At 71.3% G+C, this 17,653-nt stretch carries 20 protein-coding genes; 12 read left to right on the top strand and 8 right to left on the bottom strand.

Annotated features, from left to right (window positions below):
- Nucleotides 1-15: 15 nt before the first annotated feature.
- A complete protein-coding gene (locus tag AB0I32_RS18890) occupies nt 16-1,377 on the bottom strand; it encodes a hypothetical protein (protein ID WP_357508726.1) in 1,362 nt (453 codons plus the stop codon).
- Between the two features lie 205 nt (nt 1,378-1,582).
- Between AB0I32_RS18890 and AB0I32_RS18885 the strand changes: the two genes are divergently transcribed.
- The 3 genes from AB0I32_RS18885 to AB0I32_RS18875 all read left to right on the top strand — a co-directional run bounded on the left by AB0I32_RS18885 (nt 1,583) and on the right by AB0I32_RS18875 (nt 3,852).
- On the top strand, nt 1,583-1,921 hold the full coding sequence (locus AB0I32_RS18885; RefSeq protein WP_357508724.1) for a hypothetical protein: 339 nt from the start codon (nt 1,583-1,585) through the stop codon (nt 1,919-1,921).
- Between the two features lie 80 nt (nt 1,922-2,001).
- Nucleotides 2,002-2,958: a ribonuclease Z gene (locus AB0I32_RS18880; RefSeq protein ID WP_357508722.1), complete on the top strand. Its 957-nt coding sequence runs from the start codon at nt 2,002-2,004 to the stop codon at nt 2,956-2,958.
- 66 nt (nt 2,959-3,024) lie between these two features.
- The gene (locus AB0I32_RS18875) at nt 3,025-3,852 is read left to right on the top strand and encodes a tyrosine-protein phosphatase (RefSeq protein WP_357508720.1); all 828 of its coding nucleotides are present in this window, start codon (nt 3,025-3,027) and stop codon (nt 3,850-3,852) included.
- On the opposite strand, the gene AB0I32_RS18870 is transcribed toward AB0I32_RS18875, so the two are convergent.
- Nucleotides 3,761-4,330: a GNAT family N-acetyltransferase gene (locus AB0I32_RS18870; RefSeq protein WP_357508718.1), complete on the bottom strand. Its 570-nt coding sequence runs from the start codon at nt 4,328-4,330 to the stop codon at nt 3,761-3,763. The genes AB0I32_RS18875 and AB0I32_RS18870 overlap by 92 nt on opposite strands.
- A gap of 136 nt (nt 4,331-4,466) precedes the next feature.
- Here AB0I32_RS18870 and AB0I32_RS18865 point away from each other — a divergent pair, with 136 nt between their 5' ends.
- Nucleotides 4,467-5,843, top strand: coding sequence for an NAD-dependent malic enzyme (locus tag AB0I32_RS18865; protein WP_357508716.1), 1,377 nt, complete (start codon nt 4,467-4,469; stop codon nt 5,841-5,843).
- A 72-nt stretch (nt 5,844-5,915) separates the two neighbouring features.
- Here AB0I32_RS18865 and AB0I32_RS18860 read toward each other — a convergent pair whose 3' ends face one another.
- Nucleotides 5,916-6,083: a hypothetical protein gene (locus tag AB0I32_RS18860; RefSeq protein ID WP_357508714.1), complete on the bottom strand. Its 168-nt coding sequence runs from the start codon at nt 6,081-6,083 to the stop codon at nt 5,916-5,918.
- A 124-nt stretch (nt 6,084-6,207) separates the two neighbouring features.
- Here AB0I32_RS18860 and AB0I32_RS18855 point away from each other — a divergent pair, with 124 nt between their 5' ends.
- Both AB0I32_RS18855 and AB0I32_RS18850 read left to right on the top strand, forming a co-directional pair.
- Complete coding sequence (locus AB0I32_RS18855) at nt 6,208-7,230, top strand: LLM class flavin-dependent oxidoreductase (RefSeq protein ID WP_357508712.1); 1,023 nt, start codon at nt 6,208-6,210, stop codon at nt 7,228-7,230.
- A gap of 94 nt (nt 7,231-7,324) precedes the next feature.
- Nucleotides 7,325-7,894 (top strand): carboxymuconolactone decarboxylase family protein, encoded by a 570-nt coding sequence (locus AB0I32_RS18850; RefSeq protein ID WP_357508709.1) that lies wholly within the window; start codon nt 7,325-7,327, stop codon nt 7,892-7,894.
- Nucleotides 7,895-7,910: 16 nt separating this feature from the next.
- On the opposite strand, the gene AB0I32_RS18845 is transcribed toward AB0I32_RS18850, so the two are convergent.
- The gene (locus AB0I32_RS18845; RefSeq protein WP_357508707.1) at nt 7,911-8,591 is read right to left on the bottom strand and encodes an AAA family ATPase; all 681 of its coding nucleotides are present in this window, start codon (nt 8,589-8,591) and stop codon (nt 7,911-7,913) included.
- A 253-nt stretch (nt 8,592-8,844) separates the two neighbouring features.
- Between AB0I32_RS18845 and AB0I32_RS18840 the strand changes: the two genes are divergently transcribed.
- Genes AB0I32_RS18840 through AB0I32_RS18830 form a run of 3 tightly spaced genes read left to right on the top strand, consistent with a single transcriptional unit; the run spans nt 8,845 to nt 10,188 of the window.
- A complete protein-coding gene (locus tag AB0I32_RS18840; protein WP_357508705.1) occupies nt 8,845-9,240 on the top strand; it encodes a hypothetical protein in 396 nt (131 codons plus the stop codon).
- Between the two features lie 46 nt (nt 9,241-9,286).
- Nucleotides 9,287-9,754, top strand: a complete 468-nt coding sequence (locus tag AB0I32_RS18835; protein WP_357508703.1) for a helix-turn-helix transcriptional regulator — start codon at nt 9,287-9,289, stop codon at nt 9,752-9,754.
- Between the two features lie 20 nt (nt 9,755-9,774).
- Nucleotides 9,775-10,188 (top strand): VOC family protein, encoded by a 414-nt coding sequence (locus tag AB0I32_RS18830; protein WP_357508701.1) that lies wholly within the window; start codon nt 9,775-9,777, stop codon nt 10,186-10,188.
- A gap of 48 nt (nt 10,189-10,236) precedes the next feature.
- On the opposite strand, the gene AB0I32_RS18825 is transcribed toward AB0I32_RS18830, so the two are convergent.
- The gene (locus AB0I32_RS18825) at nt 10,237-11,187 is read right to left on the bottom strand and encodes a PhzF family phenazine biosynthesis protein (protein ID WP_357508699.1); all 951 of its coding nucleotides are present in this window, start codon (nt 11,185-11,187) and stop codon (nt 10,237-10,239) included.
- Nucleotides 11,188-11,295: 108 nt separating this feature from the next.
- Here AB0I32_RS18825 and AB0I32_RS18820 point away from each other — a divergent pair, with 108 nt between their 5' ends.
- Nucleotides 11,296-13,695: an excinuclease ABC subunit UvrA gene (locus AB0I32_RS18820; protein ID WP_357508697.1), complete on the top strand. Its 2,400-nt coding sequence runs from the start codon at nt 11,296-11,298 to the stop codon at nt 13,693-13,695.
- An 8-nt stretch (nt 13,696-13,703) separates the two neighbouring features.
- Here the strand turns inward: AB0I32_RS18820 and AB0I32_RS18815 are convergent, their stop codons facing one another.
- On the bottom strand, nt 13,704-14,393 hold the full coding sequence (locus AB0I32_RS18815) for a response regulator transcription factor (protein ID WP_357508695.1): 690 nt from the start codon (nt 14,391-14,393) through the stop codon (nt 13,704-13,706).
- 103 nt (nt 14,394-14,496) lie between these two features.
- On the opposite strand from AB0I32_RS18815, the gene AB0I32_RS18810 reads away from it, so the two are divergent.
- A complete protein-coding gene (locus AB0I32_RS18810; protein ID WP_357508693.1) occupies nt 14,497-15,786 on the top strand; it encodes a histidine kinase in 1,290 nt (429 codons plus the stop codon).
- 81 nt (nt 15,787-15,867) lie between these two features.
- Nucleotides 15,868-16,965 carry an acyl-CoA desaturase gene (locus AB0I32_RS18805; RefSeq protein WP_357508691.1) on the top strand — a complete coding sequence of 366 codons (1,098 nt, stop codon included), beginning with the start codon at nt 15,868-15,870 and terminating at the stop codon, nt 16,963-16,965.
- Between the two features lie 18 nt (nt 16,966-16,983).
- Here AB0I32_RS18805 and AB0I32_RS18800 read toward each other — a convergent pair whose 3' ends face one another.
- Both AB0I32_RS18800 and AB0I32_RS18795 read right to left on the bottom strand, forming a co-directional pair.
- Nucleotides 16,984-17,280 carry a hypothetical protein gene (locus AB0I32_RS18800; protein WP_357508689.1) on the bottom strand — a complete coding sequence of 99 codons (297 nt, stop codon included), beginning with the start codon at nt 17,278-17,280 and terminating at the stop codon, nt 16,984-16,986.
- A complete protein-coding gene (locus AB0I32_RS18795; protein ID WP_357508687.1) occupies nt 17,255-17,494 on the bottom strand; it encodes a hypothetical protein in 240 nt (79 codons plus the stop codon). The genes AB0I32_RS18800 and AB0I32_RS18795 overlap by 26 nt, the downstream gene beginning before the upstream one ends.
- Nucleotides 17,495-17,653: the final 159 nt, after the last annotated feature.

Genomic DNA, 17,653 nt, shown 5'->3' with positions numbered 1-17,653 from the left:
CGGGGTTCAGCCGGGTCAGACCACCGGGTTGCCGATGGGCGGGGTCTCCAGCCGGTCGAACTCGAGCTGGGGTACCTCGCCGTCGAGGTCCCGGCCCAGCCGGGGAGCAGGATGCGGGTTCGATCGCAGGATCGGCCGCTCGCGTGCCACCCGGTCGAGCACCGACTGGTCGAGGGCCGGTCGCTCGTTCGTCGGCAACTCGTTCGCCGGGAGGTCGGGCGACGGCGTCGGGCGCAGGGTCCGGTCGACCGGTTCCGCGTGCGCCTCCTCGAAGGCCCGCACGATGGACCAGGGCAGCCGGATGTAGCCCTCGACGTCGAACCCGTTGGCGATGGCCCAGGCCCGCATCTGGGCCGGCGTCGCCACGCTGCGGCCGTCGGTGGGCTTCTTGGCCCCGGAGTCGTCGTCCAGCTTGGGGAACTCGACAGGGGTGGCCTCGACGATCGGCTCGATCACAGCGTCCCGTGGGCAGCCGATCGTGTCCGCGACCCGCCACAGCTCCTGCCGGGCGTCCAGGTGGTACCGGTCGGCGGCGATCGCCTGGCGCACCAGCGCGTCGAAGAACTTCCTGCGGATGTCGGCCGCGGCCTCCGGCGTGAGCCGGTAGAGCGGTTCGGCGTCGGCGAGCCCCGCTGACGTCTCCGGGGTGAGGCGCCCGTCCTGGAGCATCTCCGCGACGAGCGCCAGGTAACCATGGGTGTGCACGTCGGCGACGGCGGAGATCGCGTCGGCCAGCGGCTGTCCCCCCAGGGTCGTGAGGATGCCGGGACCCCGTCGGCCAGGCCACGGGCGAGGCGGCTCGGCCGCCCGGCTGGGCCCAGCGGGCCAGGGGTACACCCAGGCCCGCAGCGTGACCTGCAGCAGCTCCGGCAGGTCGGACGTCCCGTTCCCGCTCTGGAGGAACCGGCTCAGCAGCCCCGCGGTAGCACGGGCCTCGTTCACGGGACTCGTGTTCGGCGGGACGCCGCCACCCTCGAACGGGACCCCTGCGGCGGTGCAGCAGTCCGACAGCCGCCGGTGCACCAGGCCCGGCAGGTAGTGGTAGCTCGCGTCGACGGTCGTCAGCTGCGCGAACGCGGGCAGCTGCCACCCCAGGTGCGACAGCTCGGCCCGCAGCACCTCGATACCGAGCCGGCCGTTGTGGGTGATGATCGCCATCTGCGAGAGACGTTCGCGCAGGGTGGAGGCGACGTCGGCGAGCGCGATCCACGCGCCGTCCGGGTGCAGGACCGCCGACCACTCGTCGACGACGCCGCCCCGCTCGTCGACCCGCACGACGGCGATCTCCCGCAAGCGCGCCCGAGCCACCCGGATGCCGGTGATCCGTGTGGACACCGCTGCGTACGCGGGCTTGCCTACGCGTTCGTCCCTCGCCATGCGCGTCCCTTCTCGACAGCCGTGCCGCCTGTGGCGCTACGACGCGCCACAGGGTGCCATCAGCGCGGAAGTCCTGAAAGTGGAGATCGTACGAATATGTCGGATTTTGTGAAAATCACTACCAAAGATAGCGGACCGCCCCCCGATTATTAACACTTGTAGTGGGTGTTTGGCCACCGCCTGGGGCGGGTCAAAAGGGGAGGTCATGGTGTTGTCGAAGCTCTCGATCATGGACTGGCGCGCGATCGCCGCGCTCGGTTTTGCTCTTCCGTACGTAGCTCTCACCCTCTTCGGGGGCCGGTTCGGGTGGTCCCAGCCCACCGGTTCCGACGCTCTGACCAGCCCAATCACCATTGTGACACTCGGTTGCCTCCTTGCGGGGGCCGCCCTGGCGCTGGCTCCCGTCCTGCAGGACGGGAACTATCCGGTCCTCAACATCCTTGTTGGCGGAGCCATGCTGCTCGGATTCGGCTGGGCCGTCCTCGTACTGGCTCAGGCGAAGTATGGCTGCGACCCGGTGAATCTGCTTCCCGGGTGCGGGTGATCTTTTGAAAATGCGTGCCAACACCTCCGTCCTGCAGTTTTCTCGTGCTGGTTCCGGTGTCTTCGGGACACAATGCGAACGTGTTCCAGCGCCCCGCCAACCACCGGCTCGCCAGCCGCGAGCTCGTCGCCCTCGGCACGGCGAGCCAGGTGCCCACCAGGACCCGCAACCACAACGGCTACGCGCTGTTCTGGGACGACGAGGTGATCCTGTTCGACCCCGGTGAGGGCACCCAGCGCCAGATGCTGCACTCCGGCATCTCCGCGACCGCCCTGACGCGGATAGCGATCACCCACCTGCACGGCGACCACAGCCTCGGCCTGGCCGGCGTCGTGCAGCGCATCAGCCTCGACGCCGTGCCGCACACCGTGCCCGTCACGTTCCCGGCGTCCGGCAGGCGCTGGATCGAGGCGCTGTGCGACTCCACCGCGTACTACCACCAGGAGCGCCTCGCGCTGCAGGGCCTGTCCCACGACGGCGTCGTGCCGCGCGTACCAGGCGAGGTGCACGGCCGCGCGATCCTGCGGGCGGCCCGCCTCGACCACTCCCTCGAGGCCTACGGATACCGGCTCGACGAGCCGGACGGCCGCCGGATGGACCCCGACCGGCTCGCCGCCGCAGGGATCAGCGGGCCCGCCGTCGGGCGGCTGGCCCAGGAGGGTGCGCTGCACACCCCGCACGGGACCGTCCGGGTAGAGGACGTCAGCGACCCGCGACCGGGGCAGTCGTTCGCGTTCGTGATGGACACCCGCCTGTGCGACGCGGTGTGGAGCCTCGCCGACGGCGTCGACCTCCTCGTCATCGAGTCGACGTTCCTGGACCGCGACCGGGACCTCGCGCGCGACCACGGGCACCTGACGGCCCTGCAGGCGGCGACCGTCGCCGCGCAGTGCGGCGTACGCAGCCTGGTGCTCACCCACTTCTCGCAGCGGTACACCGACCCGGAGGAGTTCGAGAAGGAGGCGCGCACGGTGTTCGACGGCGAGCTCACCGTGGCGGCTGACCTGGACCGCATCCCGGTGCCCCGGAGGCGGTGAGGTGCGGGCGTCCAGGGGCAGTTCTCCCCGTTGACCTGCCCCTGGACCCGAACCACGATGCCGCCCATGAGCATTTCGGTGAATCCCATGGCCTGGGACAACGCCTGGGACGGCGCCGTCAACCTCCACGACCTGGGCGGCCTCCCGCTCGACGACGGCGGCACCACCGCACCCGGGCGCGTCTGGCGCTCCGGCGCACCCGAACCGATCACCCCCACGGGCTGGGCCGAGGCGCTCGAAGCGGGTCTGACGACCGTCGTCGACCTGCGCAACCCCGCCGAGATCAAGCAGGCCCGCGACCGCATGCCCGGCTCCGCGCGGCCCAACGGGCTCGTCACCCGCAACACCCCTACCGAGGACCCCGGCGACCCCCACTTCCTGGAGACCTGCGGGCCGTGGCTCGACCACCCGCGCTCCTACGCGCCCAACATCGCGATGTACCCGCACCTGATCGGCAGCGCCTTCCGGGCGCTCGCCGACGCGGCGGGCCCGACGCTGGTCCACTGCGCGGCCGGCCGCGACCGGACCGGGATGATCAGCGCGATGCTGCTGTCCCTGACGGGCGTCGAGCACGAGGCGATCGCCGAGGACTACGTGCAGGCGTTCCGCGGCACCACCCATCGCGGCGGCGGCATCACCTACGACGAGGAGCAGGGCGCCTGGGTCCAGCACCCCGGGGAGACCTGGACGGCGCAGCAGCTCGACGTACGCGTCCGCGAGCGCCGCGGGGCGCTCCTGGGGTGGCTGGCGGAGCTGGATCCGGTCGCCTACCTGCGGTATGCGGGCCTGGACGAGGGGCGGATCACCGCCCTGCGTGGCCGCCTGCGGTCTGGGGAGCCGTGGCCTGAGCCTGGGACGCGTGCTGCTCGGACGCGCGCAGGTCGAGAGTCATGAACACGCTGTACGGGTCGAGGGAGTAGCTCCCGAACGGGCCGCACTCGGTGAATCCGTGGCGGGCGTACAGCCTGCGTGCGGAGGCGAAGTAGTCCTGCGGTCCGGTCTCCAGGCTGATCCGGGTGTACTCGCGCCTGCGCGCCTCGGCCAGCACCTCGCCGAGCAGCGCTGAGGCGACGCCGCGGCCCCTGGCGTGCGCGGCGGTGCGCATGGACTTGATCTCGCCGTGCGGTCCCGCGTGGCCAGGTCCGGTGTGGGCCGGGACGCCGGGGGTGTCGAGCCGGCTGAGGGCGCCGCAGCCGAGCAGGGTGCCGTCGTCGTCGCGCGCGGTCCAGAAGGTGATCGTCGGGGCGAGCAGCGCGGAGTGGTCGAGGGCGTGCACGCTCTCGGCGGGGGAGGTGGCGAACATGTCGGTGAGGTGCTCGTCGAGGAGCCGGCGGACGTCGTCGCGTGCGGGGGAGTCGATGGCGATCTTCACGGCATCATCTTCCGCCGGTCGCGGGCCGGATCGTCCGCATGGCGGGCCCGTGTGGCGCACGTCACCCTGTGGCGGTAGGAATCTCCTCGTGCGCAGTGCCGCGCCCGGTAGCACCGGATCACCGAGGAGAACCACGATGTCGTTGCCCAGCCCGAGCTACACGATCACCCTGCGCGTGGAGGTGGCAGCGTCGCAGCGTGCCACGAGCTCGGTGGTAGCGGCGGTAGCGGACGCCGGGGGCGCGGTGATGGGGGTGGACATCGCGCACTCGACGTCGCACGGGCTGGTCGTGGACGTCACGTGCGACACGATCGACGCGGAGCACGGCGAGTGCGTGGTGGCGGCAGTGAACGCCATAGAGGGTGCCGAGGTGCTCAAGTCGAGCGACTCGACTTTCCTGATGCACCTGGGCGGCAAGATCGAGGTCACGAACAAGGTGCCGCTCAAGACGCGCCGGGACCTGTCTCGTGCGTACACGCCGGGTGTGGCGCGGGTGTGCCTGGCGATCGCGGAGAACCCCGAGGACGCCCGTCGGCTGACGATCAAGCGCAACACGGTCGCGGTGGTCACGGACGGCACGGCGGTGCTGGGCCTTGGCGACATCGGCCCGGCCGCCGCGCTGCCGGTCATGGAGGGCAAGGCGGCCCTGTTCAAGGAGTTCGGCGGGGTGGACGCGTGGCCGGTGTGCCTGGACACGACCGACACCGACGAGATCGTGCGGATCGTCAAGGCGATAGCGCCCGTCTACGGGGGCGTGAACCTGGAGGACATCGCTGCGCCGCGCTGCTTCGAGATCGAGGCACGCCTGCGCGAGGAGCTGGACATACCCGTCTTCCACGACGACCAGCACGGGACGGCGATCGTGGTGCTCGCGGCGATGATCAACGCGCTCAAGGTGGTCGACAAGAAGCTCGAGGACGTGCGGATCGTCGTGTCCGGCGTCGGGGCGGCGGGCAACGCGATCATCCGGCTGCTCAAGGCGCAGGGCGCGCGGCACATCGTGGCGTTCGGGCGGGACGGTGCCCTGCACCAGGGGGTCGTGACGGAGGACCCGCACCGGCGCTGGATCGTGGACAACACGAACGTCGACGGGTTCGCCGGCACGCTGCAGGAGGGCCTGAAGGGCGCCGACGTGTTCATCGGGGTCTCGGCGGCCGGGATCCTGTCGGGGGCGGACATCGCGCAGATGGCCGAGCGCGCAGTGGTGTTCGCGCTGGCGAACCCGACACCGGAGGTCGACCCGCTGGAGGCGTCGCAGACGGCGGCGGTGGTGGCGACCGGTCGTAGCGACTACCCTAACCAGATCAACAACGTGCTCGCGTTCCCCGGGCTGTTCCGTGGCCTGCTGGACACGGGCGCCAAGGACATCACGACGGAGCTGCTGCGGGTCTCAGCGGTAGCGATCGCCGAGGTCGTCGGGCCGGACGAGCTGAACAGCGCGTACATCGTCCCTGGCGTCTTCGACCACCGGGTGGCCGAGGCCGTGGCGGACGCGGTGCGCAAGCAGGCCTGACCATGGCCTGAACACAGATCGGCCCGGACGTCAGCGACGTCCGGGCCGATCTGTGTCTGGCGAGCGCGCAGGTCAGCCGATGTTGCTGATCGCTGAGTTCACGACGGTGCTGACCATCGCGGCGGTGCCGAGGACGAGCACGAGCAGGGCGCCCGTGGAGGCGACGAGGGGGATCCACCAGCGGACGGGGTCCGGCTGGGTGCGACGGTCGTCGGTGCGGTACTGAAAGTTGTTGTTCACACTGTTGCTCACACTGGTAGAGACGCTCGGGACGCACGAAACGATGCCCGCCTGCCGATAACGGTTCGGGAACGTTCCCGCGGTCACGGGACGGACCACCGCCACGTAAGGAGTTGAGGTCAGCGTGAAGAACATCGGGTTCCTGTCCTTCGGTCACTGGACGCCGCATCCGCAGTCGGGCACACGCTCGGCGTCGGACGCGCTGCTGCAGTCGATCGACCTCGCCGTGGCCGCCGAGGAGCTGGGCGCCGACGGCGCCTACTTCCGCGTGCACCACTTCGCGCGCCAGCTCGCCTCGCCGTTCCCGCTGCTCGCGGCGATCGGTGCGCGGACAAGCCGCATCGAGATCGGCACGGGCGTGATCGACATGCGGTACGAGAACCCGCTCTACATGGCGGAGGACGCCGGGGCGGCGGACCTGATCTCCGGCGGGCGGCTGCAGCTCGGCATCAGCCGCGGGTCACCCGAGCAGGTCGTCGAGGGCTACCGGCACTTCGGCTACGAGCCCGCGCCGAAGGACGACGGCGCCGCCGACCTGGCGCGCGAGCACACCGCCCGGTTCCTGGAGGTGCTCGACGGCGAGGGGTTCGCCGAGCCGAGCCCGCGCCCCATGTTCCCCAACCCGCCGGGCCTCCTGCGGGTCGAACCGCACTCCGAGGGCCTGCGCCGGCGCATCTGGTGGGGCGCCGGCTCCCGCGCCACGGCGGAGTGGACGGCGGCCCAGGGCATGAACCTCATGTCGTCCACGCTGCTGACCGAGGACACGGGCGTGCCGTTCCACCGGCTGCAGGCCGAGCAGATCCAGCGGTTCCGCGACGCGTGGGCGCAGGCGGGGCACGACTTCGAGCCGCGCGTCTCCGTCAGCCGCAGCATCTTCCCGATCACCGACCAGCGCGACCGTCAGTACTTCGGCATGGAGGTCTACAGCGAGGACCAGGTCGGCCACCTCGACACGGGCCCCGCCCGTTTCGGCAAGACCTACGCGGGCGAGCCCGACCAGCTGATCGAGGACCTGCGCGAGGACGAGGCGATCCAGGCCGCGGACACCCTGCTGCTGACCGTGCCCAACCAGCTCGGCGTCGACTACAACGCGCACGTCATCGAGAACATCATCAAGCACGTGGCGCCGGCGCTCGGCTGGCGGTGACGTGCCCCGGGGTCCGACCCGGCTCGGGTCGGACCCCGGGATGTCACCCGGTGGTTTCCTGTCGGCCCGACGACGGGGGTGGGACGCTGCGAGCATGACGATCATCAGAACGCCCGAGCCGGCGGAGGCGACGGGAGCTTGGGCCGAGCTGTACGCGGGCGACCAGGAGTCCCTCGGGTACGTGCCGAGCCACACCCGCGTGATGGCCACCAACCCCGAGGCGCAGCACGCGTTCGAGGCGCTGGTGGGCGCTCTCGTGCCGAGCCTGGGCCTGCGGCTGTACGAGCTGGTGACCCTCGCCGCGGCCGGCGCGATCGGGTCGCGGGCCTGCCGGCTCGCGCACGGGCGCAAGTCCCGCACCGTGTTCGACGACACGCAGCTCGAGCGGATCGCCCGGGACTACCGCACCGCCGGCCTCACGGAGCTGGAGATGGCGGCGATGGAGGTCGCCGAGCGGCTCAGCGGTAACTCGTCGGCGATGACCGAGGCAGACAGCCTGCGACTGCGCGAGCTCGGGCTCACCGACCGGCAGATCGTCGACGTCGTGCTCGCGGCGGCCGCGCGCAACTACTACAGCCGCGCGCTGCACGCCCTCGCCGTCGACCCGGACATGCCACCCGACCTGCCCGAGTCCCTCCGGGACGCTCTCGTCGCAGGGCTCTAGCGAGCGTCGGGAGCTGCTAGGCCGCGCATGGTCGGTCCGCGTCCAGGGCCTGCCCGCGCACCGCCTCGGGCCTCGCGGCCGCCAGCACCCGCGAGCGCGCCCTGGCCATCTCACGAACCCGCCGGTACGCGTCGCAGCGCGCCATCAGGTACACGCCGGACCACGGGCCGCGTGGACCGCCGTCCGCGGCCGCGAGCGCCGAGCGCTGCGCCGTCCACCGTTCCCAGTGCCGTACGAACTCCTCCGGCTGCACCACCCGGCCGCGATCCAGCTGGCCGTCGAGCGCCTCGGCCAGGGAGACGTCCACCGCCACCAGCACGGGGTCCCAGCCGCGCAGCCGCGCCAGGGTACCGAGGGTCTCCCGCCGCCGGGCCCGGGTGGCTGTGTCGTGCACGAGGAGCGGAGCGGAGGAGCGCGGGCCGCGCGCCAGGCGAGCCATCGTCTCGACGGCGTGCAGCGTGTGCACCGCCCACCGGTAGGTGACGTACGGGACGAAGTGCGGCAGCCGCCTGGCGATCCCGCGCCGGTAGCGGTCGGGGTCGAGCACGACGGTGCGGGGCACGTCGTCGGCGACCCGCGCCAGCAAGGTGCTCTTGCCGGCCCCTGGCACGCCTCCCACGACGATCATCAGCGGGCCGGGGGTCTCACCAGGGCCGGGTACGGGGCGCAGGCGGGGCAGTACAGCGGGTGTCGTCACATGGTCCTCCACTCGTAGGGGGCCGGGTGAGCAGCATCGCGCGAGCCGATCCGGAAACACCGGGAACACCCTGTGAAGGTGCTGGGCCCGGCACACGGACCGGAGCGAGTCAGGTCGTCGGACAGATGCTCATTCCACCGAATAGAACGGATGAAACCGGCACGTTTGTTCCCGGTTCCGACGAGCAATCCTGGCTGGTGGGGGCGCATATCGCGGGTCCGGGCGATCCCGCCGACCCGCTAGGGTCGGCCGCGTGAAACGCTTCCTCCTGGGTGTCCTGTCCGGCGCGGCGATCGCCCTGGTCGGCGTCGGTACCTGGTCGGCTGTCGCCGACCACCTCAAGCCCCGGCTCGTGCACGAGGTGTGCGACCCGGGCCCGGAGCAGGCCCCAGACCAGGCGGCAGACCAGGCGGCAGGGCCGCTGTGCGTCCAGCTGCGCGACGACGGGTCGCCCGGCGGCGTCCTGTGGGTCGCGCGCAAGGACCCCGAGCTCGGCCCACGCATCAGCTACGTCGCCAGCCCCTTCACCGACCTCGAGCACCACACCGCCGAGGAGATCGAGGTGACGTTCGAGACCGACCACCTGGTGGTGCACGGGCACGACGGCTCCGAGCTGATCCTCACCGACGACTTCATCAGCGAGAACTGAGCCCGCCCGCCACCGCGAACGGCCGTGCCGTGGCAACATCGCACACGTGACCAGCGACATCCCCGCCATCGACACCCAGCGCCTGCGCGACCTCACGTTGCTGCGCCGGGTGCGCGACCGCATGGACCGCGAGTACACCCAGCCCCTGGACGTCGAGGCGCTCGCGGCCGGGGTCCACATGTCGGCCGGACACCTGTCGCGGCAGTTCAAGGCCGCCTACGGCGAGTCCCCGTACAGCTACCTCATGACGCGCCGCATCGAGCGCGCCATGATGCTGCTGCGCCGCGGGGACCTCAGCGTCACCGAGGTCTGCTTCGCCGTCGGCTGCTCCTCGCTGGGGACCTTCAGCACCCGCTTCACCGAGCTGGTAGGTGTTCCGCCGAGCGTCTACCGCAACGACCCGCTGCTCGCGGACGAGTCGATCGACACGGCAGGCCTCCCTGCGTGCATCGCCAAGCAGGTCACCAGGCCGGTAAGGAACCCGGTCAGGAATCGAGAAGCGGGCACCCCCTGACCGGCCATAGCGTGACTGCCATGAGCACAGACATCAGCATCCACCAGACGTTCCTCCCGCACACCGACCCGGAGGCCTCGCTCGCCTTCTACCGTGACGCTCTCGGCTTCGAGGTCCTCCTGGACGTCGGTCAGGGCACCATGCGGTGGATCACCGTGGGTCCAAGCGGCGGGTCCGGCCCGTCCATCGTCCTGACCCCGCCCGCCGCCGACCCCGGCGTCACCGACACCGAACGCCGCACCGTCGCCGAGATGATGGCCAAGGGCACCTACGCCGCCGTCATCCTGGGCGCCAGCGACCTCGACAGCACCTTCGAACGGGTGGCGGCCAGCGGCGCAGAGGTCATGCAGGAGCCCATCGACCAGCCCTACGGCTTCCGGGACTGCGCGTTCCGCGACCCGGCGGGCAACACGGTCCGCATCAAGCAGCTCTGACCCTCAGAGCAGGTCAGAGCGGGCCGAGAAGCGGGCCGAGGGGCGGGGTCAGACCTGGTCCGCCCACAGGTGCAGCACGCCCTCGGCCGAGACGACGCCGCTGCCGGTCAGCTCCACGCCGTCCGGCAGCGCGCGTACCCGGATCAGGCTCCGCCGACCCAGAGCCGTGCCCTGCTCGATCTCCACGGTCGCCCCCTGGGCAAGGACGCCCTCCTCGACCAGGCGCGCCGCCAGCGGCCCGGCAGCCGTACCGGTCGCCGGGTCCTCCGGGATGCCCATGATCGGGTTGAAGAACCGCGCGTACGGCGCCACCCGGGCCTCCTGCTCGCCGGTCTCGAGCGTGTACACGTAGCAGCCCTCCGCGCCGACCGCCCGCAGCGCGTCGGCCAGCCGCCGGGAGTCGGGGGACACCCGGTCCACGACCGCCCGCGACCGCACCTCGGTCAGCAGGTGGCCGGCACCGGTCGAGATCACCCGCGGCGAACCCTCTGCGAGGTCGGCCGCCCGGATCCCGAGCGCACCCGCCAGCCCGCCCCGTGCCCCCGCGGGAAGCACCCCGCCCGCGACCGGCACCAGCTGAGTCATCGTGACCTCGACGCCGCCGGCCGGCCCAGGGCCAGCGGCTCCGCCGGCCCGTGTGACCCGCACCCGGAGCAGGTCGTCGCCGATCTCCTGCACGAACGACTCCTGCCCGACCGGCAACCGGCCGGCACCCGCGAGCCAGATCCACGCGCCGACTATGTTGTGCCCCGCCCCGCCGACCTCTTCGCCGGTCGGCGTGAACGAACGGAACCGGACGTCCGCCCGCCCGTCCGAGGCCCCGAGCACGAACGTCGTCTCCGACTGGTTGAACTCCCGCGCGATCGCCCGCATCGTCGCCTCGGGGAGGCCGTCCGCGTCCGGGACCACGGACACCGGGTTCCCGGCCAGCGGCCGTCCCGCGAAGACATCGACCAGCACGAACGGCACCTTGCTCGCGGCATTGCTCGCATCATTCACAGCGCAACTGTAGGGGCGGGAAACGACCGATCAGGGACGACCCGATCGGAGACGACCGATCAGATATCGAGAAGCGGCGCTCGCGGCACCCCGCCTAGTGTGGCTGCCATGGACACCCACCCCGCCGACAGCCATGACCTGATCCGCGTCAAGGGCGCTCGGGAGAACAATCTCAAGGACATCAGCCTCGACATCCCGAAGCGGCGGCTCACCGTGTTCACGGGCGTCTCCGGGTCGGGCAAGAGCTCGCTGGTGTTCGCGACGATCGCCGCGGAGTCGCAGCGGATGATCAACGAGACGTACAGCGCGTTCGTGCAGGGGTTCATGCCGTCCCTGGACCGGCCGGAGGTGGACCAGCTCGACGGGCTGACCACGGCGATCGTCGTCGACCAGGAGCGCCTGGGGTCCAACCCGCGCTCCACGCTCGGCACCGTCACGGACACCAACGCCCTGCTGCGCATCCTGTTCAGCCGGCTGGGTCAGCCGCAGGTGGGGCCGCCCATCGCGTTCTCGTTCAACGTGCCGGCGCGCAAGGCGAGCGGCGTGATGACGTCGGCGACGGGCGAGAAGCAGATAGTGCGCAACGCCGTGTACCACGGTGGCATGTGCCCGCGGTGCGAGGGCCGCGGCCAGGTCTCCGACCTGGATCTGACGAAGTTCTTCGACGACTCGCAGTCGCTGAACGAGGGTGCGATCAAGATCCCCGGCTACAACGCCGACGGCTGGATGGTCGCCACGTACATCGAGTCGGGCTTCGTGGACCCGGACAAGGCGATCCGCGACTACACCGAGACGGAGCTCGCGGACTTCTTGCACAAGGAGCCCACGAAGATCAAGGCCAAGGGCATCAACCTCACCTATGAGGGCCTGATCCCGAAGATCCGCAAGGCGGTGCTGAGCAAGGACGTCGACTCGCTGCAGCCGCACGTCCGGGCGTGGGTGGAGCAGGCGGTGACGTTCGTGACCTGCCCCGAGTGCGAGGGCACCCGGCTGGCGGAGGCGGCACGGTCGTCCAGGATCGACGGCATCAACATCGCCGACGCGTGCGCCATGCAGATCAGCGATCTCGCCGCCTGGGTGCGCAAGCTCGCCGCCACCGACGAGGGAGCGTCCACCGGTCCGCTCCTGACGGGTCTGCAGCTCCAGCTCGACAAGTTCGCCGAGATCGGCCTGGGCTACCTCTCGCTCGACCGCCCCTCGGGGACCCTGTCCGGGGGTGAGGCGCAGCGCACCAAGCTGATCCGGCACCTCGGCTCGGCGCTGACCGACGTCACCTACGTCTTCGACGAGCCGACGATCGGGCTGCACCCGCACGACATCCAGCGGATGAACCGGCTGCTGGTCGAGCTGCGGGACAAGGGAAACACGGTGCTCGTCGTCGAGCACAAGCCGGAGGCGATCGCGATCGGTGACCACGTGGTCGACCTGGGGCCGGGCGCGGGGTCCGCCGGCGGGACGATCCAGTTCGAGGGCACGGTCGAGGAGCTGCGCAGGAGCGACACCCTCACCGGCCGTCACCTCGGGTACCGCTCGCGGCTGAAGGACTCCGTGCGCTCGGCCACCGGGAAGCTGGAGATCCGCGGGGCGAGCGCGCACAACCTGCGCGACGTCGACGTCGACGTGCCGCTCGGGGTGCTGACCGTCGTGACGGGTGTCGCAGGGTCCGGGAAGAGCTCGCTGATCCACGGGTCGCTCCCGGCCGACGCGGGTGTCGTGACGGTCGACCAGGGCGCGATCAGGGGTTCGCGGCGGTCCAACCCTGCGACGTACACGGGACTGCTGGACCCGATCCGCAAGGCGTTCGCCAAGGCCAACGGCGTCAAGCCCGCGTTGTTCAGCGCGAACTCGGAGGGTGCGTGCCCCACCTGCAAGGGCGCGGGCGTGATCTACACCGAGCTCGGGTTCATGGACACCGTGGCCACCACGTGCGAGGACTGCGGCGGCAAGAGGTTCGACGCGTCGGCGCTGGTCTACGCGCTCGGTGGTGAGGGTGGCGGCGAGAACGGCAAGGACATCAGCGAGGTGCTCGCGATGCCGGTCGCCGAGGCCACCGCGTTCTTCGCCAAGGACGGCCCCGCTCCGGTCCCGGCGGCGCACAAGATCCTGGAGCGGCTGTCCGACGTCGGTCTCGGTTACCTGGGTATCGGCCAGCCGCTGACGACGCTGTCCGGGGGAGAGCGGCAGCGGCTCAAGCTGGCCGTCGAGATGGCCCGCGAGGGCGGCGTCTACGTGCTCGACGAGCCCACGACGGGTCTGCACCTGGCGGACGTCGAGAACCTGCTCGCCCTCCTGGACCGCCTCGTCGAGTCGGGCAAGTCGGTCATCGTGATCGAGCACCACCAGGCGGTCATGGCGCACGCCGACTGGATCATCGACCTCGGTCCGGGCGCCGGGCACGACGGCGGCCGCATCGTGTTCGAGGGCACCCCGGCCGACCTGGTGGCGCAGGCGCGGGCGGGCCGGCCGACGCTCACCGGGGAGCACCTGGCGCAGTACGTGGGGGAGTAGCCGACAGGTCAGTGGGCTGCGCGCACCAGGCCCGACTCGTACGCGCAGACCACCATCTGGGTCCGGTCGCGCAGCTCGAGCTTGTTCAGGATGCGTGAGACGTGCGTCTTGACCGTCTGCTCGGCCAGGTACAGCTCGGTGGCGATCTCGGCGTTCGACTGGCCGGCGGCGACCAGCTTCATGACGTCGAGCTCGCGGTCGGTCAGCGTGGACAGCCTGGCGTCCGCCTTCGCGGGCCGCTCCGGGCGCGCCGCGTAGTCGGCGATGAGCGCCCGCGTGATCTTCGGGGACAGGAGCGCCTCGCCCGCGGCGACCACACGGACCGCCTGGGTGAGCTCCTCGGGCGGTGAGTCCTTCAGCAGGAAGCCGCTCGCCCCGGCGCGCAGGGCAGAGAACACGTAGTCGTCGGCGTCGAAGGTGGTCAGCATGATCACCTTCGGCGGTGTGCCGGGCATGGCCATGATGGTGCGGGTCGCGTCCAGCCCGTTCACCTTCGGCATGCGGATGTCCATCAGCACGACGTCGGGCTGGGTGCGGCGCACGACGTCGGAGATCCCGTCGCCGTCCTCGGCGGTACCGACGACCGTGATCCCTTCGTGCGCGTCCAGGAGGGCGGCGAACCCGGCCCGGATCATCGACTGGTCGTCGACGATCAGCACCCGGATCGCACTATCGGCAACATCGGGGGCTGGCGGCATGGGACCAACGTAGCCGACGCCGGACAAGGAAACCCGAAAGTATGACGCCGGGTCCCTCTCGCGGGTGACGCGCCGCACACGCCGGGCGCATAACCTGCAGAGAATGGACCACCCACATGCTCGTCCACAGGTACCGAGCGCCGTCGCAGCGGCCAGCCGGGGCGCGCGCTACTGGCGGCTGCGCGCGCTGACCCGCCTGGACCTCAGCACGTTCTCGATCGCCCGGCGCGAGGTCGTCTGGATGTGGACGGTGGTCTCCGTCGCCGCAGTGGCGCTCGTCGCCGTCGGCTGGCCGGTGACCGCTACCGGGTACGAGACCCACCCGGTAGCCGCCATGGCCCTGACCATCGTGCACTGCGCCGCCGCGATCATGGCGGTGCGCTGGGCCTGGGCCGGGCTCGGCGCGTCCATCCCGGCCGCGCTCGGGCTGATGATCGTGACCGCGGGCGCGGCGCCCGAGTGGCCCTGGCCGTGGCCGGTCACCGTGCTGCTCACGCACTGCCTGACGGTGTTCGTGCTCGCCCTGCGCCACTCCTGGTACTGGGCGGCGTCCCTCTGGCTCGCGGGAGCCATGATGACTGTCCTCGCCCCCGCGCTGATCGTCGGCGACGCCAGCGCGTCCGCCGGCGCCAACGGCGTGGTGCTGGTCTCCCTCAGCGGCGCCATCGCCCTGGTCGGGGTGCTCGTGCGCCTGTGGATCCTGAGCGTCGTCCGCATGGAGCAGGCCGAACGCCTCAGCGCCGCCGAGGCGGGACGCCGCCGCGAGCTCGAGGAACGCAACAGGATCGCGCGCGAGCTGCACGACGTCGTCGCGCACAGCATGTCCGTCATCACCGTCCAGGCCTCGACCGCGCGCTACCGGCAGCCCGGCCTCGACGAGACCATCCAGCAGGAGTTCGAGGAGATAGCCGCCTCCTCCCGGCGCGCCCTGAGCGAGATGCGCGGCCTGCTCGGCATCCTGCGCGGCCACGACACCGCACCCACCGCGCCCATGCCCGGGCTGTCCGACATCGCAGAGCTCGTCAGATCCACCCGCGCGTCGGGCGCCGAGATCACCTACGTGGGCACGGAAGCAGTGGTCCCCGACGCCGTAGGGCTCACCGGCTTCCGCGTCGTCCAGGAGGCCCTCAGCAACGCCCTGCGGCACGCTCCCGGCTCCGCGATCGCAGTCACCGTCACCGAGGACGGGCACGACCTGCGCGTCCGCATCACCAACACGGCCCCCGCACGCAGCGAGGAACCCACCCCGGGCGCCCGGCTGGGCCTGGCGGGCATCCGCGAACGCGCGGCCGCCCTCGGCGGCACGGTCACCTCCCGCCCCACCCCCGACGGCGGCTTCGAGATCTCCGCGACCCTCCCCGTCGGCGAGGACGAGCACCCGCTGCTCGCCTGACCACCCGCTACTCACGTAGGGGGTGAGGTTGGCTCCCATGGGTGACGCGCAACCGACAACCCGGTTCCTAGGTTGACACCTATGACGACCACGACCGAAGCGCCGCCTCGCTCGGCCCAGCGGACCCGCCCGGCACGCACCGCGCGCAACCAGCAGACCAACGACTACTTCGATCTCGCCGAGCGCGCCACCGCCGCCGGCCTGATGGGGCGTCGTGTCGGCTGGTACGCAGCCCGCGCCGCCTTCCTCGCCGCTGGCCTGGCGCTCGCGTTCACGCTGCTGCTGACGCTGGGCGACACGTGGTGGCAGCTCGCCGTAGCCGTCCTGTTCGGCATCGTGTTCACCCAGGGCGCGTTCCTCGGCCACGACGCCGGGCACCTGCAGATCTTCCGCTCCGGGCGGCACAACGAGTGGGCCGCGCGGATCATCGCCAACCTCGTCGTCGGCCTCAGCCACGGCTGGTGGGCCCGCAAGCACAACAAGCACCACGGCAACCCCAACGTGATCGGCAAGGACGGCGACATCGCCACCGGCGCCCTCGTGTTCGTGCCCGGCGAAGAGGTCGGCCGCACCGGGTTCATGGGCTGGGTCACCCGGCACCAGGGCTACCTGTTCTTCCCGATGCTGATGCTGTTCGGCCCGGTGCTGCACGCCACCGCCGTCCAGTCCCTCGCCACCACACCGGCGATCAAGCACCGCGCCGCCGAGGGCGTGCTCATCGGCGTCCGGCTCATCGGGTTCCCGACCCTCGTCTTCCTCACGCTCGGCCCCGCCCTCGGCGCGGCGTTCATGGCCGTACAGCTCGCGACGTTCGGCCTGTACATGGGTGCGACCTTCGCCCCGAACCACAAGGGCATGCCGCTGCTGCCCAAGGACCTCAAGATCGACTTCCTGCGCCGCCAGGTGCTCACCTCCCGCAACATCCGCGGCGGCTGGTTCACCGACATCGCCATGGGCGGCCTGAACTACCAGATCGAGCACCACGTCTTCCCGCGGATGGCCAGCGTCAACCTCAAGCAGGTCCGACCGATCGTGCAGGCATTCTGCGCCGAGCGCGACATCCCCTACACCGAGACCGGGCTGTTCGAGTCCTACGGCATCATCACCGCCTACCTCAACCGCGTGGGGCTCGGCTACGCCGACCCGATGGACTGCCCGATCGCCGCGCAGTACCGGTAGCAGTACCGGTAGCAGCAGTCAGGCGGTACGCGCCAGGACCTCCGCGACGGACGACGGCGCCCGCCCCGTGAGCCCCAGCACCTCGCCCGACACCGTGCCCCAGCGGTCCGCACGGACCGACGCGAACATGGTCGAGTACGCATACGTCCACCAGGGGTCCTCCCCGGACCGGGCCAGCTCCTCGACGTGCACCCGCGCCGGCACATCGGTGTAGCTCACCGGGATCCCACCGATCCCGGTGAGCACACCCGCGAGACCCTCGAACGTGAACGACTCCGGCCCCGTCAGGTCATGGTGCCGACCGCTCGGCGGCAACAGCGCGAGCGCAGCCAGGCACCGCCCGACGTCGGCCCGGGAGACCAGGGCGACCCGCCCGCTCCCCGCAGGCGCTCGCGGCCCGCACCACGTTCTCGTGCTGGACCAGCATCCGCGCGGCCTCGCCGTCGCCGGACACGAACACCAGGACGTCCACCCCGCGCAGGGCCGCCAGGAGCGAGCCGGCGTCGTCGTAGTCGGCACGGACCGGCACGACGACGCCGGAGGCGCGCGCTGCCCGGCTCAGCGCGGCCGGGACGGTGGCGGGTCGGCGGGCGAGCGCCAGGACCTCCTGCGGGCCGTTCCCTGGGCCGTCGTGCCGGCCGACGTCGGTGCCGTGTCCTGTGGTGGCCAGGAGGTCGACGACCTGACT

The sequence above is a fragment of the Promicromonospora sp. NPDC050249 genome (assembly GCF_040656015.1).
In the GTDB taxonomy this organism is placed as follows: domain Bacteria; phylum Actinomycetota; class Actinomycetes; order Actinomycetales; family Cellulomonadaceae; genus Promicromonospora.
The sequence above is the reverse complement of the archived record's forward strand: the minus strand, read 5'-3'. Positions and strand labels throughout refer to the sequence as shown.

Excerpts from the sequence above, each read along its gene's own strand:
- AB0I32_RS18830 (WP_357508701.1), top strand. The coding sequence starts at position 9,775 with ATGAGCACAGACATCAGCATCCACCAGACGTTCCTCCCGCACACCGAC.
- AB0I32_RS18890 (WP_357508726.1), bottom strand. The coding sequence starts at position 1,377 with ATGGCGAGGGACGAACGCGTAGGCAAGCCCGCGTACGCAGCGGTGTCC.
- AB0I32_RS18805 (WP_357508691.1), top strand. The coding sequence starts at position 15,868 with ATGACGACCACGACCGAAGCGCCGCCTCGCTCGGCCCAGCGGACCCGC.
- AB0I32_RS18875 (WP_357508720.1), top strand. The coding sequence starts at position 3,025 with ATGAGCATTTCGGTGAATCCCATGGCCTGGGACAACGCCTGGGACGGC.
- AB0I32_RS18810 (WP_357508693.1), top strand. The coding sequence starts at position 14,497 with ATGGACCACCCACATGCTCGTCCACAGGTACCGAGCGCCGTCGCAGCG.
- AB0I32_RS18820 (WP_357508697.1), top strand. The coding sequence starts at position 11,296 with ATGGACACCCACCCCGCCGACAGCCATGACCTGATCCGCGTCAAGGGC.
- AB0I32_RS18885 (WP_357508724.1), top strand. The coding sequence starts at position 1,583 with ATGGTGTTGTCGAAGCTCTCGATCATGGACTGGCGCGCGATCGCCGCG.
- AB0I32_RS18865 (WP_357508716.1), top strand. The coding sequence starts at position 4,467 with ATGTCGTTGCCCAGCCCGAGCTACACGATCACCCTGCGCGTGGAGGTG.
- AB0I32_RS18850 (WP_357508709.1), top strand. The coding sequence starts at position 7,325 with ATGACGATCATCAGAACGCCCGAGCCGGCGGAGGCGACGGGAGCTTGG.
- AB0I32_RS18815 (WP_357508695.1), bottom strand. The coding sequence starts at position 14,393 with ATGCCGCCAGCCCCCGATGTTGCCGATAGTGCGATCCGGGTGCTGATC.